Genomic DNA, 13,888 nt, shown 5'->3' with positions numbered 1-13,888 from the left:
AGTAGACATTAAATGCTAAGTGGTTAATGTGTTTTCCATATTGAACTTACAGCACGTAGCTTTGATATAGAAGTTTGGGTAACGTTATGATAGTAATTTATATAATTCTATGTGTAATCTTTATAGCCATTTTAGACAGTTCACTAGATTCTTAATGAGGGGATATTTCTAACTTAGAGAAGGTTTGCATAAATGTTGAAGTGAATAAGTTGTAGTATTTATGTTTTTTCCCTGAGTTGTAAAATTTCAGAATGAGAGAGACCGGTAATTTGAGCTATAACATCTATAGGGACACCGGCCTTGAGTGAGTTTTTGGCTACTTCAATATCCCTTTCTTTGCGACCTTCCACTCTGCCTTTTTCATGGCCGATTTGGATGCCTTCATGTTTAGCATCATCAAGTTTTTGTTCCAAGATAGCAGCTTCTTTTTGTAAATCCATTACCCTTTCTTCATAAGCTACAAGATCTTTCTCATTCCAATGAAATTTATCTAACTCATCATATGCTAACTTTATTATTGGTGATTTTTCTGCTATTTTTCTTAAATCTTCATCAGTTGTTTCTTCTGCATACTTAAAGAAAAAGCACCATCTCTCAACCGTAGTTTCCAACTGCTCTACTTTGCTTTTTGTAAATTTAGGTAGTTCAATAAAGACAAATTGAAAATCTTTTAAATAATGTCCGTTAGTCTTTATATCGCGTACATTATGAGTGGAAATATAATAAACATCTGAAGGAAAAAGAGTACTATTAGAAATAGCAATAAAGAATACTTTCTTAAAATCAATGTAATTACCAGACTGTCTTGAGTAAGCCTTAGCAGCATAGAGTTGAGCACGTTTTTCAAAGCCTTTATCACGAGCGAGCTGCATTTCCGCAATATATCTATTTCCGAGAGAATCCTTACAGAGGACATCAACGATACTCTGTTTATCAGAAGCAATCTCAGGATTCATAATGGTGCTGAGGAACTCAACATCCTGAATAGCATTGACTCCAGTAAAGCCTAAGATATCATTCAAAAAATGGATAAGGATATTCTTATTTTTTTCAGTACCAAAAATTTTCTTAAATGTTAAGTCTAATTTTGGATCGAGAAACTTGGAAAGAGCCATGAGAAAGTAAGATAAAAAGCATTAATAATTATACACAATTGTGAAGAAATATTCAACTAAAATGCAAACATTTTGTATATCTTTATTTGGTAGTATTAACCTGTATAATATTTATGGCAAATATCTCGATAAGGTACCAGATAGCACAAAAAGTAAGGAGCTGGAGGTTAAAGAGAAAATATACTCTGAAAGACTTAGTAGACAAAGCAAGCATAAACTACCACACGCTGCTAAGATATGAGCAAGGAACATGTGGTATTCCAGTTGAAAAGTTAAAAATCATAGCAGAGTCGTTATCAATCCCTATTAGAAATCTCTTTCCTAGACGAAAAGTACTAAAAGAAAGTAGTTGTTTCGACAAAGCTAAGACCCAGGAAATGTATAATTTTATAGAAAAAACAGGAGGACACAAAGCAATTTATGCATTAACCAAATCTATCCGAGCTGAGGAAGAAAGTAATATAAAAGCAGCAAGAATAAAAATTGCAAAGAATCTAGTTAAAGCAGGGTTTGATAATGACATTATCTATCGAGCAACAGGCTTACCAATTGAAGAATATGCTGATAGAGAGAATATCGGCTGTACAAGCCAAAACGGAGGACAAGAGATCAAGAAGTGGAGAATAATCAGAGGCTATACGCAAGAAGAATTAGCAAAAAAGCTAGATGTAGGTCCCTCACAGATACATCACTATGAACAAGGTAGCGTTACTCTTTTAAGTGAAAGGTTATGGGAAATAGCAAGAGAATTATCAGTAGATGCTGAAGATCTAATAAAGGAATACAAAGAAAGTGATTGCGAAGGAGAAAATGAATTATTAAGTTTGGCAAGAGAATATAGAAAAATTGACGATCAAGAATCACGAGATGAGCTAAATATATGGGTAGAATTTTTATTGCAAAGAAAGCAAATTTACAAAGAGAAGATTAATAAAATAGAGGAAATGAAAGTTGCAAATAATTTACTTCAGTTAGGTTTTTCTACTGATGCTATTTCTAAAATAATTGATTAATAACAATTTTTTTTACATGAAGAATTAATTTTCAATTAGATAAAAATAAATATCTATTAAGATTTTAACCTATTCATAAGAAAATAAGTAAAAAAGATTGAAAAATTGATTTGACTTCACTCGGAAGCTATGGCTTTATGCCAATGCTGATAAAAAACAGCAGTAAATAATTAAAAACAATTTGTTATTAACGAGGAGTATATTTTATGAATAATGGTAAAAAACTTACAGAAGAAATAGAGAGAGTATTACAGAGTGGAGGAGGAAGTGCTCTATTTGATCGTGAGATAGTGTCAGTGCTTCTAGGAGCAGTTCACGACAGAAAGCAAGCACAAGATGTTACTAAAACTCTAATGGATAACTGCCCAGGAATAGGAGAAATTTTGGGACGAGAAATCGATGATCTGAAAATGATAGAAGGAATGACTGAACATGCAGCTGCAGCAATTGAATGTGTGAAAGAAGCTTATAAGAGAGCACTCAGAGAAGGGTTAAAAAGAGGACCTGTAATGGATAGCCAAGAAAAGCTGATAGAGTATGTAAGGGTAAATATAGGCTTTTCAGCAAAAGAAGCTGTTCAGATAATATATTTGGATAAACAGAACCGTTTGATAAGAGATGAAGTTTATTTTGGTACAATAGACGAAGTACACCTATCTGAAAGGAAAGTGGTAAAAAAGGCATTATCAATGGAAGCAGCATCGATAATATTATCTCATAATCATCCGGGAGGAAGTTTAGAGCCATCAGAAGATGATAAAGTAATGACTAGAGAATTAGTGTCAGCATGTCAAGGAGTGGGAATTGAGTTAGAGGATCACATTATTATGACAGACAAAGGATATTGCAGTTTTAAGGAAAGAGAGCTGTTATAAACCAAATTTCAATTGCTTGAGAAGTTTGGCTACCACACAGTAGCAAAAAAACTTAGTCAAGAATCTGTATTGGAGAATTACAAAATATGAAAGGTCTTTGTATAATTTGTATATTAAGTCGTAATTAAAGAATAAAAATCCTAAAAAGCTATTCTTTTATTATAAATAGTTGCAAGATATACAAGATCTTTTTATAATTTGCGTATTAAGTTAATTATAAAGCAATAAATTGCTCTGTAGACTTGAATAACATGCTTAATAGGAGGCTATATGACTACTAAAAAAACAGTATCATTTGATGATATGGATGGAAATACTTATGAGTTAATCATTGATTCTAAAAAGTTACCAAAAGGACTTTATAGCGCTATTGAAGGTATAAAGCGTACTGATAAAAAAAATCAGCAGCCTATACTTGTAGACGAGACTGATCCGAAAATATTTGATGATAAAAGTAGGTTTGAGAAGCCTGAAGGTGTGCCTTCCCCTAGCGATGTTTCTGAAAAATCAATCAATCTTGGAGAAGGACGTAAGATTTATAACACAAAATCTTCAAATCGTCAAAATCCGTTTATTCCAGCCTTAAGTAAGATAGAGCCAAGTGCAAGTGAAAATGCAGAATTGAGATGGTTTAAAAATGCAGTAGTAAAGGCAAAAAGCGTAGAAGAACTGAACAAAACTATAGACCAAGCATTAAGTTCTGGAATCAGGATAAATGCGTATAGCGAAGGACAGAAGAGTTTTGCTGATACAGTAATATCGAAAGTATCTTCGATCAAATGCAAAAAAAATGAGAAGGAAGACATAATATGTGAATTGATGCTAAATGGAGCAATATTCAGTTACGATCTATTGCAGGATAAGGGAATAAGTGAGATGCATAACAAACTGTATCAAGAGGTTCGTCCACAGATAGATGAGTGGCTTAAAGAACTGAGAGAAATCGGTGAAAGTGCTATTGAAAATGAAGGAATCATAGAAGACGTGGAAATGGATAATCAGACGTTTTTTATGAAATTTTCTGAAAATAGTAAGGTAAATATTGCAAGGGTATTGGAAGGTACAAAAAATTTAGGGTTAACCACAAGGGAGGTAAAATTAGGAGGTGATGTTATAGAAATAGGAAATAGTAAGGTTGAAGTTAGAATTGGAAAAGAAGGTGAAAGGAATTACGTTGATGTGTCTGATAATAGTGCTTTTGAAATAACATTTCCTACAAGTATTGGTAGCCTAAAAATTGTAGTATACCATAATGCGGAAAATGACAGTCAAGTAGAGGTCAGAGTGGCAGATAAAGAAATGTGGTCTGAACTACAAAAGAGAGGGGAAAATATAGGAAAAGGGTGTTTTTTTGGAGGAATGACGGTCACAGAAGCGGTAGAAAAAGGAAGTTTTCCTAGGAGTGGCAAGTGGAGTAAAGATAAGGTTGAAAAGACAATTAGTAATAGCGAAACATTATCGTGGGTTGATAAGGTATGTGGAGGTAGTAAAGAAACTTCTCGGAAACTTTAAACGAAGGGAGGTTTTCTTCCCTTCTTACTTACAACCATAAAATTGAAAAAGGCTTTCTAACAGATGTTTATTTCGGTAAAATTGTTACGATATGGCAAATATCTCTATAAGATACAAAATAGCACAAAAAGTAAGAAGCTGGAGGCTAAAACAAAAGTATACCCTAAAAGATTTAGTAGATAAAACCGGCATAAAATATCATACATTGCTAAGATATGAGCAAGGAGCATGTGGCATTCCAACTAAAAAATTAAAAGTCATAGCGGAAGCATTATCAATTCACGTTGGTAGCTTGTTTCCTAGACAAAAAGTACTGAGAGAAAATTGTTCTTTTAACAAAGAATGGATGATAGCAAAAATAAAGGGACAAGAGTCATGCAAGTTGATTCGCGATTTAACTGGGTTTATTCAAGCTGAAGAGGAAAATAATGTAAAAGCTGCAAGGGTAAGCATGGCCAAGAACTTAGCGAAAGTGGGGTTTGATAATGATATTATCTATCGGGCAACTGGTTTATCAACTGATGAATATGATAATAAGGAGAAAAAAGGCTCTGAACATTCAAACGAAGGACAAGAGATAAAAAAGTGGAGGATAATAAGAGGATATACTCAAGAGGATTTAGCAAGAGAGCTAGATATAGGACCATCACAGATACATCACTATGAACAAGGTAGTGTTACTATTTTAAGCGAAAGATTATGGGAAATAGCAGAGAAGTTATCAGTGAATGCTGAAGATCTGATGAAGAAGTATGAAGAAGATAATTGCAAAGCAGAAAACGAGCTATTAAGTTGGGTGAGAGAGTCTAAAAAAATTGACAATCAAGAATCACGAGATGAACTGGATATATGGGTAGAATTTTTATCGCAAAGAAAGCAAGTTTACAAAGAAAAGATTTATAAAGCAGAGGCAATAAAAGTTGCGAATAATTTACGTATGTTGGACGTTTCTATTGATGCTATTTCTAAAATAACAGATTTATCTATTGATGAGCTTGAAAATTATGCTTTTAAAACTTAGCCTGAACTTCAGTAGTTTGCTTATTCATAAATAATATATTTAAATATTAGAGAGAATGATTATATATTTAATATATCTATACAGAATTTCTCTATCACTTTCTGATTATCCTCTATCATTGCATTTGCCTCTTGCTGAAGAGATTTGATATTTTTTGATGTAATATTATCCATGTCAGGTGATGCTATTTTTAACTGTGATTGTATTCTTAAATACTTACTACCTATAACTTGATCCAACTGATAATTTACTGCATCTAAACTTGAGGCAAAAATTACATTCAACAGCGGTTTTATCCAACCTATCTTTCCAAATTTCCTCGAGTTAGAATACCTTATACTTCTATCTGTTCTGCCAGTACCTATCGATAACAGTAGAATATCATCATTTGGAAATAACCTCTTACCACTTGCATATGCACAAGCCGCTGGATTATTGGCAAAAACCCCTCCATCCACTAATACTCTGTCTATCTGGTTGATTTTTAGATGTTTTGGTATGAAATAAGTAGGTGCAGCTGTTGTAGCTCTGAGTGCATCTTTCAGCTTAATATTACCTTCTTTCCAGCTTTTGAAGAAAAATGGACAATTATTGTTAATATCGTAACTTGTGATTAGCAAATTACTTAATGTCTTTTTTAGAATATCCTCTCCAAAATATTTATCCAGTACAGATTCAATATTTTTATGTGGATATTGTGCGCAGTGAAACCAAGATAGTATTGATCGCCTAAAAAATGAAGACTTAAAAATATATGGTCCATATTCCCGATAGAACTCGACTAAATCATTAGCAGAATATTGAGGTTTATCTTTTTTACATAATCCTGCTACAACAATTCCACCGGTTGAAGTACCTGCTATAAGATCAAAGATTTCAGCTACCCTCTTTCTTGTTCTTTTTTCTATTTCTGCTAGAATAATGGCAGGAATGATTCCTCTAATTCCACCTCCATCAACGGATAAAATATATTTAATCATTATGAATTTAGGTAAGGGTATTAAGATTTAATTTTTCCGCCTAGAACGTGTAATTTAAACTCATCCAATTCCTCAGAAAGATTTTTTACCCTTTCCTCAAGTACTAACACTTTTTCCATTAAACCATATTCAATAAGTTTATCGTGAAATTGTACCCTTGAGTCTAACTTGGATAACCACCATATGATTGCTACTGTTTGGATTAATAACGTGATAATTACTGTAATTGGGATTTTTTGCTTTTTCATGTGAAAGTATTAATCTGTTATGGATAGTTTTGGAAGTTTATATGGAGATCATAAAAAACTTGCAGCTTTAGTGATTTCTTTCTGTTGATTCGTATCGATCCTCTGCTTCTGCAAGTAGCTTTATTATTTCTCTGTAAGGTTTATCTTTATTGTGCCTTGATCTTAGTACAGCTACATCTCTTGGGTTTTTCCCATCTGTGTCTCTAATGGTAGGGTCTGCACCTTTGTCTAATAAAAACTTAATAACTTCTAGGTGTCCTTCACCTGCAGCGTGATGTAAAGCTATTCTTTTAAATGCATTTCTATCAAGTGCGTTTATATTTACTTTTTCCTCTTCTATTAAAAATCTGATAATGTCTAAACATCCTTTTCTTGCTGCAAAATGTAACGTTGTTCCACTCAAGTTTGGAGCCATGTCTTTTACTAAAAGTTTTACTATTTCTAAGTTGCAATTATTAGTAGCCACTTGTAATGTTTTGTTATAATTATCTGCAGCTTTAGATCTTTGGTAGCAATAAGTAATAACAACACATACCATTAATATTATAAACCATACAAAATGTATTTTTTCCTTTTCATTACATTTCAGTTGACTCATATTCAGTAGTTTCTTTACATTGAATAGACTATATACTTATTTTTCCTTAACGTTACTTACTCAAAGATGCTGATAACATAGTAAGGTAGCCTGAGCTATTTAGAGTATGCTCCGCTCTATTAACTATCCATTCACCATCTACCGCTTGGTTAAAGTCTATAAGATTAAGTTTAGCTTCTGCAAAAATTTGAGGATTACCAGGCATAGTTATATCTAAAGTTTCATTGTTACGCTTCAATTGTTTCAACTTGGCATTTGCTGCACTCAGCGCTGACTCTGCATTAGAGTAAAGTTCCAGCATAATATAACTTGGCTCGCTACTACCAACTGTTTCTTTAATAGTTTCGCCCTTTTCATAGCTGTGCCATTTTGCTACTACTGAATTATACTTATCACGTACGGTAAAATGCACTTTCCAATTAATTGTGTCTTGAGTTCTAATAGTCGTTGTTCCTAAAGCTTTTCCTGTGGCTGATTTTGCCATATTTTTTGAAATAAACAATATATACCCACCAGCTAATTTTGCCATTGCTTCACGCTCTGTTGCGATCTTTGTTAACAGACTTATATCACTTTCATCTGCCTGATTAATATGGGGTATCAATACATTCTTAAATTCCTCAGCGACTTTGTATCCATATCCATGTTTTTGAGCTATTTCTTTTACTAAGTTTTCTATGGTAATTTGGCGCCATTCTTTTGATACTTTTGCCTTCAAAGATATTCTTAAATTTGTTGCATGAGCTTTTATTAGTAGGGTCTTAGGTGGGCCTTGTATCGTAACTTCATTGACTGTATATACACCCATTGGAAAGATTCCCGTTTCCTTATAACCTAGTGCTATGTTCAATTCATTTGGAACTTCTACATTTTCATTGCCATAATCAACACATACCTCTGCGATATCATCTATAGTACCAGATTCATCAGTAAGATGCACCGATATTACATGATCTTTTATTCCTTCAATGCTAAATTCAGGTTTCATTTATTCCCACACTTTTAACTTCGATTTTTTTAATTGCTCTTGTATTCTAGGTAACCTGATCTTTAATCCTGCAGGCAAAAAACTTCCATACTCTGCAAGACCAGGATTAGCCTCAATACTATTTCTACTGCTCCAGAGCTATATCCATAGTGCTTAAAACATATGTAATCTAACATTTCATTTTCTCGGGTTATATAATGTACTGTCATACATAACTCCTTAAACTTAAGCTAAATTCAACCTTTTTTGGTAATCCACAGGGAAAATACGACGTTTGCTTTTCTTCCAACCGCACAATAACAAATCTTCCCAAAACATTCCCTAAATTGTCTACTAAGATACTTGGTTCATGATTTTTCTCAGTTTCTTTCATACTTTTTAATTGATTTAAATCATTCAGATTATGGAAATAAACTATTCCTTCTAAGTCTATATTTTCTGTACCTTGGCCAATATTTTGTAATGAAGGTATTTTACCAATACACTCAATTGTACTCCAACGATTTTCTTTACTATACCTTACACTTGTTGGAGAAAGCTTATGTTGACCAAGTGATAGCATTAGTAAATTGGTTCTATTGAATCAAATAGAACGTCTCGCGATTTTTCTCTTATTCTTTTTATCACTGCATCGGCAAGACTACGTACATCTTGGTTAGGTTCTGCTTTAATACTTATATTAAATGTAAAAGTTTGATTGAAAATTTTTTGTTCACACTTTTCACAGTCTTTTAAAACTTTCTCTGAATTATCTGCTACAGAACCTTTTTCTGTAATCACACTTTCAATATTCGTTCTACTATTCGAAATTCCACTAAAAGCATTATTATTTAATAAAGGATTTCCTTTACTAAAAACATTTCTATTTTCACTAGTTGCACTGCCTATTTTTGCTTCTACTGGTTTCTCTAATGCTTTTATTGGATTATCATTAAACAATTTTCCTATACCAATCCAATTTTCTATAGGTTTTGTAATTGATTTCCAGATACTTGAGAAAAAGTCCTTTACCTTTTGCCAATTAGCGATTACAAGTGCTGCACCAACTGATAGTCCAGCAATAGCAGCTCCTATAGGATTGGTTAGCGTTAAAGCTTTCAGTCCCATGATTACTGCTGGAATTACTCGTGCTGATAACGAAGTTAATACTGGCAAAAGTGTTCCATGCAAAATAGCATTAAAAGTTAATAGTCCACCTCCAGCCAATGCAAATGCATAACCAAAACCTACCACTGCAATCTTGCCAATAATAAGAGCTGAAATTATGCTCATAACTCCTGTAGTCAAAATTGGACACTTCTCTGCAAACCAAGCTATACCTGTAGATATAGACCTCAAAATCTTACTTATCCAATTTAAAGGAGGTAGCATAACTGACCCTAAGTTCATTCCTAGCTCTGCTATTGTATTTTTAAGTAGCTGCAAATTATTTGCTGTAGTACTTGCACGGTTATTAAATTCCTTTTGCATAGATTTATTATACTTTTCTTTATCAGTCACAAAACCTATTGCTTTTTTATATTCTTCCAAACTCCCAACTATCAATGCAATATCATCTTGATATTCTTGACCGAAGAGGTTGAGAAGAATTTGCGAACGTTCCTGTTTATCTATTTTCTCTAAAGTTTTAAAAAAGTAGAGTAATGCTTCTTGACCGTTTTGAGCAACTTTTTGTGACATCTCTTCTGCAGTTATTCCTATGGATTCCAATGCTGCTCTGAACTCTTTTCCCTGTCCTTCAGCAGTCTGAAGTTTACTAAGTAGAGCGTTTATTGCAGTTGCTGCTTTTGCTGGTTGTTTACCTAAACTAATGAAGGCATTTACTAAACTACTTGTTTCCTTAATATCAAGACCAAACTGTTTTGCAGTACCACCAACTATTGCTAGAGCTTCAACCATATCTTTTGCTTTGGCAGCAGTGTTATCTGATAGGTAATTTATAACATCACCAACTCCTTCCATCTTCTCTACTGCAATTCCATAAATGTTAGCGAGTTTAGCTATGGAATCACCAGCTTGTTCGGCAGACATGTCAAATGCTGTGGCCATTTTAGCTACTGTTGTGGTAAATTCAAGTAGCTTATCTTTGTCGATACCAAGCTGACCACCACTTGCAGCTATTTTTGCTAACTCTGCAGCCGATAATGGTATTTCACGGGATAATTTCTTCAATTTTCGAGTAAATATATTAGCTTCATTATCACCATTAAATTCTACTACTTTCCTAACGTCAGCCATGGCACTCTCAAAGTCAATCGCAACTTTAATTGGCGCTGCAAGTGAAAGCCCTAGTCCTATAGTCTCCATTACTTGTGATCTATAATGCGCTTTTTTTGCCAAAGCATTTTGCTGTTTTTGTATTACAGATCCTAATTTATTGTATTTCCCTTTGAGTACTTCAATAGATGAACCAAGTTTAGTTTGATCCCTCACTAAAGATTTAATATCCTTTCCACTTTTTCTTATTTCTTCATTTAATGTATGAAGTATATCTCTCTTTTTGATATAAGCCTCTTTTGCCTTTGATGCCGATGCTTTCAATTTTTCGAATTCATTTCTCAGTGCTTTGCTTGGTTCTTTTTTTTCCTTTTTTTCTTTAGCAATTGCTGCAGCTGATTCTTTTGCTTTCTTCTCCGCTTCCTTCCAATTCTTCATGGCTTCAAGGGCATCATGATTTAGTTGCTTAAATTTGGAAACAGATTTCATTGACGAATCAAGTTGCCTTATACTATCACCCAACTTAGAAAGCTTTGCTGCACTACCTGTCATTGCACTATTAAAACTGCCATCTAACGTTGCACCTATTTTTATTGAAAGCATTGACATTTTTTTGTTACTCCTTCACTTACTTCTAACCACTTTAGAAACTCTTTTGTACTCATATTAATAATTTGCTCAATTCCACTTCCTGTTGTTGAGCTAAGTTTTAAAATATTGAATCTTAACTCCTCTGTTCCAGCGGCGACAAAAAACCTTTTAGCACCTTCTGTATTTCTACATAATCTTTAATACATAAATCTTCAACTACTTCTTTTGGTACGGATGCTAGATTAGCAATTAAAGCTACTTCTTTCAAAGCTTCTCCTTCTATGCGTTCTATAGCCAGTAAATCTCTTACTTTAGGTTCACGCATCGATAATTCTGAGACAGAAATTCCATCAACTGTTATTGGGTTATTAAGTGTTATAGTTTCCATAAAATTCTCCTAAAAAATAAAATATTTTTACACTTTTAAAGTTATTTTAATATACTTCTCCTTAAAAAATAAAATTTCAAATAAGTTTTCATATTCCTAGAATCGTTTGCAGCAAGGCCATTTGATCAACACCATTTATCTTTCTAATCATATTTTCAGCGTCGATCTCTATCAGTTCATTACCACCTATCGTAAGTTTATAATAATGGGCAGCTACAGTGCATTTGAGAGTGGCTTTTTCAGCAGGTTTCCAGCTACCAAAATCAAATTCTTTGAATATGCCTCTGAGATTGATTACTACAGCTTCAATATCGTTACTACCACTCCCTTGCATTCCACCACGGAGCGTCAAAGAAACTGAATTCCCATTTATTAGACCAAATAGCCTAAACAGCTCTGTATCGTATTCAGAAAAAGTGAAATCTGCTTCAAGCTTCTCCATGCCCATATCAATATTTATTGGAATATCCATACCACCAGCTCTGTATTCTTCTGTTTTTATGGTAAGTTTTGGCAAGGTTACTTCATCTATTTTTCCTGCATAGCCACGACCATCAACAAATACGTTAAAATTCTTTAGGATCTTTGGTAACATCTCTCTTTCTCCTTTTACAATATTGCGCCACTCACAAGGTGTGACCTGAAAGTAATCTGTTCAGCTGGATATGGCGGTGTAAACTCAAAATCAAAATACACTTTTCCGCTTGCAATATTTGCCGGTGTATTGAGTTCGGGAGTTGCATAACATTTTCCGCTGATAATTGCTCCTTGTGCTTTTAAATTGGCCAAATAAGAATTCACCCCCTCAATCACATCATCTATATAAGTTTTAGTGATATTGCGATCAACTGCCCATAAATGAGCCCTAAGTAAACTATCGTTAATTAAATCTGCAGTCCTTCTCACTGACAAAAAAGCCCATTTTGAGTCATTTGAACATGTTCTATTTCCCCAAAGCCTATAGCCATTTTGATGAATTATCGTTGTTACTTCATTTTCATTCAAGTGGTTTGCTCTACAATTTGTATTACCGAGCGTAAAATCAATAGGCCTGCTTGTTCCAACAATACCGTTTATCTTTTTATTTGAAGGTGAATGCCAAAATCCTTGTTCGCTATCTACTTTTGCTATTAAACCAGCTACAAATGAACTTGGAGGGAGAATTTCTTCTTTTCCTTCAATAAGTACCTTAACCCATGGATCAACTACGTAAACTCTTGAGCTGCCTACACTTTTTCTCCATTTTATTGATTCTTCATCATTAGTATTTGGTCCATCTGCTACTATTATGCTTCTCAGCTTTTCTGCTATAGGAATTAATGCTGCAACTACTGGATTTTTGCCATCTTCTGGTAGTTGGTGAGTAAATTGAGGTGCAATTAATATTCTTGGAGCAATATGAACTATGCTTTCACTGCTTAAGAACGCTTGAATTCCCTGATATTCTCCAGTTTCTTCGTTAACTCCACCAATGACATTGCTGAGCGTCTCTTCTACTTTCTCCTCAACTCGAATAACTACTACTGTTGCACCAATTTGGGAAAAAATTGCATTAATAGCTGAAGGCAAAGTCCCAGATTGACCAAGTTTTGCTGCTTCTTTTAAGCTTCCTGCTATTAATATTGGTTTATTTAGTGGAAACTTTTGCCCGTCAGCATCAGGTGCAGTACCAATTACTCCAATTACCGATGATTTAGCTGTTCGTACTGTCCTCGCTCCTGAGGTAACCTCGATAACATTTACTCCATGTAGAAACTGTTCTGTCATTTCTTTTTCCCCTTTTCAACTTTCTTGCATTTTTTGTTTACAATTATCTAGCAAAGTTTGCAGCTCTTCCTTACTTTTAGCTTCACCGATTTCCCTTTCAGCTATATCCACCAATTCTTCGCACTTGATTATTGCTTTTTTCGCTCTTTTTGCTTTTTCCTGAATTATTCTTGCCATTTCTACTACTGAAATTCCTCGGACTTTTGCTAATGGCTCTATAATTTCTGCATCTTTTTTGTCTATAGATTCTGGTGCTGCTAAAATGTTCTCTGCGGCTTTTGCTTGTATTTCGTACGACTTAGACTTCTGATGAGAATATCCTGCGTATTGGTGAGTATAGTTATCATAATAAGCATGAAGATTAGAAAGTGCAGAAAACTTCGCATTTTGTAGTAACTCCAATTCAATATCTTCTTGATTCCGCTGAGCAATTTTGCCTCCTTCTGTTAAACAATAGCTTTTTTGCCAATCAAAATCTTCTGGTGCTTCATACCAATCATTTTCAGTTGGCTTGCTTTCAAGTGTTGTTGTCTCTACTTGTTTGTTATTTTCAAATCTAATATAAATTGGCATTG

The 13,888-nt window shown here is 33.8% G+C and carries 15 protein-coding genes and 1 pseudogene; 4 read left to right on the top strand and 12 right to left on the bottom strand.

Annotation, left to right across the window (positions count from 1 at the left end):
- Positions 1 to 218: 218 nt before the first annotated feature.
- Entirely contained in the window at positions 219 to 1,115 is an 897-nt protein-coding gene (locus ABWU23_RS00160; protein ID WP_353270578.1) for an Rpn family recombination-promoting nuclease/putative transposase, read from the bottom strand.
- A gap of 113 nt (positions 1,116 to 1,228) precedes the next feature.
- On the opposite strand from ABWU23_RS00160, the gene ABWU23_RS00155 reads away from it, so the two are divergent.
- From ABWU23_RS00155 to ABWU23_RS00140, 4 genes are all read left to right on the top strand, one after another.
- A complete protein-coding gene (locus ABWU23_RS00155) occupies positions 1,229 to 2,128 on the top strand; it encodes a helix-turn-helix domain-containing protein (protein WP_353270577.1) in 900 nt (299 codons plus the stop codon).
- A 206-nt stretch (positions 2,129 to 2,334) separates the two neighbouring features.
- On the top strand, positions 2,335 to 3,003 hold the full coding sequence (locus ABWU23_RS00150) for a RadC family protein (protein ID WP_262986483.1): 669 nt from the start codon (positions 2,335 to 2,337) through the stop codon (positions 3,001 to 3,003).
- 270 nt (positions 3,004 to 3,273) lie between these two features.
- Positions 3,274 to 4,515: a hypothetical protein gene (locus ABWU23_RS00145; RefSeq protein ID WP_353270576.1), complete on the top strand. Its 1,242-nt coding sequence runs from the start codon at positions 3,274 to 3,276 to the stop codon at positions 4,513 to 4,515.
- Between the two features lie 91 nt (positions 4,516 to 4,606).
- Positions 4,607 to 5,536, top strand: a complete 930-nt coding sequence (locus tag ABWU23_RS00140; protein ID WP_353270575.1) for a helix-turn-helix domain-containing protein — start codon at positions 4,607 to 4,609, stop codon at positions 5,534 to 5,536.
- 59 nt (positions 5,537 to 5,595) lie between these two features.
- Here the strand turns inward: ABWU23_RS00140 and ABWU23_RS00135 are convergent, their stop codons facing one another.
- The 11 genes and pseudogenes from ABWU23_RS00135 to ABWU23_RS00085 form a co-directional block, all read right to left on the bottom strand.
- On the bottom strand, positions 5,596 to 6,516 hold the full coding sequence (locus tag ABWU23_RS00135; protein ID WP_353270574.1) for a patatin-like phospholipase family protein: 921 nt from the start codon (positions 6,514 to 6,516) through the stop codon (positions 5,596 to 5,598).
- Positions 6,517 to 6,536: 20 nt separating this feature from the next.
- A complete protein-coding gene (locus ABWU23_RS00130) occupies positions 6,537 to 6,764 on the bottom strand; it encodes a hypothetical protein (RefSeq protein WP_353270573.1) in 228 nt (75 codons plus the stop codon).
- 67 nt (positions 6,765 to 6,831) lie between these two features.
- Positions 6,832 to 7,362, bottom strand: a complete 531-nt coding sequence (locus ABWU23_RS00125; protein ID WP_353270572.1) for an ankyrin repeat domain-containing protein — start codon at positions 7,360 to 7,362, stop codon at positions 6,832 to 6,834.
- 52 nt (positions 7,363 to 7,414) lie between these two features.
- Positions 7,415 to 8,350, bottom strand: coding sequence for a contractile injection system protein, VgrG/Pvc8 family (locus ABWU23_RS00120; protein ID WP_213863737.1), 936 nt, complete (start codon positions 8,348 to 8,350; stop codon positions 7,415 to 7,417).
- Positions 8,351 to 8,559 (bottom strand): annotated as a pseudogene (locus ABWU23_RS00115) (tail protein X). It lies immediately after the preceding gene.
- On the bottom strand, positions 8,556 to 8,912 hold the full coding sequence (locus ABWU23_RS00110; protein WP_353270571.1) for a phage tail protein: 357 nt from the start codon (positions 8,910 to 8,912) through the stop codon (positions 8,556 to 8,558). Before ABWU23_RS00110 ends, ABWU23_RS00115 begins: the two are co-directional and overlap by 4 nt.
- A complete protein-coding gene (locus ABWU23_RS00105; protein ID WP_353270570.1) occupies positions 8,912 to 11,176 on the bottom strand; it encodes a phage tail tape measure protein in 2,265 nt (754 codons plus the stop codon). Before ABWU23_RS00105 ends, ABWU23_RS00110 begins: the two co-directional genes overlap by 1 nt.
- A gap of 115 nt (positions 11,177 to 11,291) precedes the next feature.
- On the bottom strand, positions 11,292 to 11,546 hold the full coding sequence (locus ABWU23_RS00100) for a phage tail assembly protein (RefSeq protein WP_353270569.1): 255 nt from the start codon (positions 11,544 to 11,546) through the stop codon (positions 11,292 to 11,294).
- A gap of 88 nt (positions 11,547 to 11,634) precedes the next feature.
- On the bottom strand, positions 11,635 to 12,141 hold the full coding sequence (locus ABWU23_RS00095) for a phage major tail tube protein (protein WP_353270568.1): 507 nt from the start codon (positions 12,139 to 12,141) through the stop codon (positions 11,635 to 11,637).
- A 14-nt stretch (positions 12,142 to 12,155) separates the two neighbouring features.
- Positions 12,156 to 13,313 (bottom strand): phage tail sheath C-terminal domain-containing protein, encoded by a 1,158-nt coding sequence (locus ABWU23_RS00090; protein WP_353270567.1) that lies wholly within the window; start codon positions 13,311 to 13,313, stop codon positions 12,156 to 12,158.
- A 15-nt stretch (positions 13,314 to 13,328) separates the two neighbouring features.
- Complete coding sequence (locus tag ABWU23_RS00085) at positions 13,329 to 13,886, bottom strand: hypothetical protein (RefSeq protein WP_353271022.1); 558 nt, start codon at positions 13,884 to 13,886, stop codon at positions 13,329 to 13,331.
- Positions 13,887 to 13,888 lie beyond the last annotated feature (2 nt).

Origin of the sequence: Wolbachia endosymbiont (group A) of Hedychridium roseum, from assembly GCF_964028325.1 — a bacterium.
Taxonomy (GTDB): Bacteria; Pseudomonadota; Alphaproteobacteria; order Rickettsiales; family Anaplasmataceae; genus Wolbachia.
This window is presented reverse-complemented; position numbering and strand designations above follow the sequence as displayed.

Excerpts from the sequence above, each read along its gene's own strand:
- ABWU23_RS00160 (WP_353270578.1), bottom strand. The coding sequence starts at position 1,115 with ATGGCTCTTTCCAAGTTTCTCGATCCAAAATTAGACTTAACATTTAAG.
- ABWU23_RS00155 (WP_353270577.1), top strand. The coding sequence starts at position 1,229 with ATGGCAAATATCTCGATAAGGTACCAGATAGCACAAAAAGTAAGGAGC.
- ABWU23_RS00150 (WP_262986483.1), top strand. The coding sequence starts at position 2,335 with ATGAATAATGGTAAAAAACTTACAGAAGAAATAGAGAGAGTATTACAG.
- ABWU23_RS00145 (WP_353270576.1), top strand. The coding sequence starts at position 3,274 with ATGACTACTAAAAAAACAGTATCATTTGATGATATGGATGGAAATACT.
- ABWU23_RS00140 (WP_353270575.1), top strand. The coding sequence starts at position 4,607 with ATGGCAAATATCTCTATAAGATACAAAATAGCACAAAAAGTAAGAAGC.
- ABWU23_RS00135 (WP_353270574.1), bottom strand. The coding sequence starts at position 6,516 with ATGATTAAATATATTTTATCCGTTGATGGAGGTGGAATTAGAGGAATC.
- ABWU23_RS00130 (WP_353270573.1), bottom strand. The coding sequence starts at position 6,764 with ATGAAAAAGCAAAAAATCCCAATTACAGTAATTATCACGTTATTAATC.
- ABWU23_RS00125 (WP_353270572.1), bottom strand. The coding sequence starts at position 7,362 with ATGAGTCAACTGAAATGTAATGAAAAGGAAAAAATACATTTTGTATGG.
- ABWU23_RS00120 (WP_213863737.1), bottom strand. The coding sequence starts at position 8,350 with ATGAAACCTGAATTTAGCATTGAAGGAATAAAAGATCATGTAATATCG.
- ABWU23_RS00110 (WP_353270571.1), bottom strand. The coding sequence starts at position 8,912 with ATGCTATCACTTGGTCAACATAAGCTTTCTCCAACAAGTGTAAGGTAT.
- ABWU23_RS00105 (WP_353270570.1), bottom strand. The coding sequence starts at position 11,176 with ATGTCAATGCTTTCAATAAAAATAGGTGCAACGTTAGATGGCAGTTTT.
- ABWU23_RS00100 (WP_353270569.1), bottom strand. The coding sequence starts at position 11,546 with ATGGAAACTATAACACTTAATAACCCAATAACAGTTGATGGAATTTCT.
- ABWU23_RS00095 (WP_353270568.1), bottom strand. The coding sequence starts at position 12,141 with ATGTTACCAAAGATCCTAAAGAATTTTAACGTATTTGTTGATGGTCGT.
- ABWU23_RS00090 (WP_353270567.1), bottom strand. The coding sequence starts at position 13,313 with ATGACAGAACAGTTTCTACATGGAGTAAATGTTATCGAGGTTACCTCA.
- ABWU23_RS00085 (WP_353271022.1), bottom strand. The coding sequence starts at position 13,886 with ATGCCAATTTATATTAGATTTGAAAATAACAAACAAGTAGAGACAACA.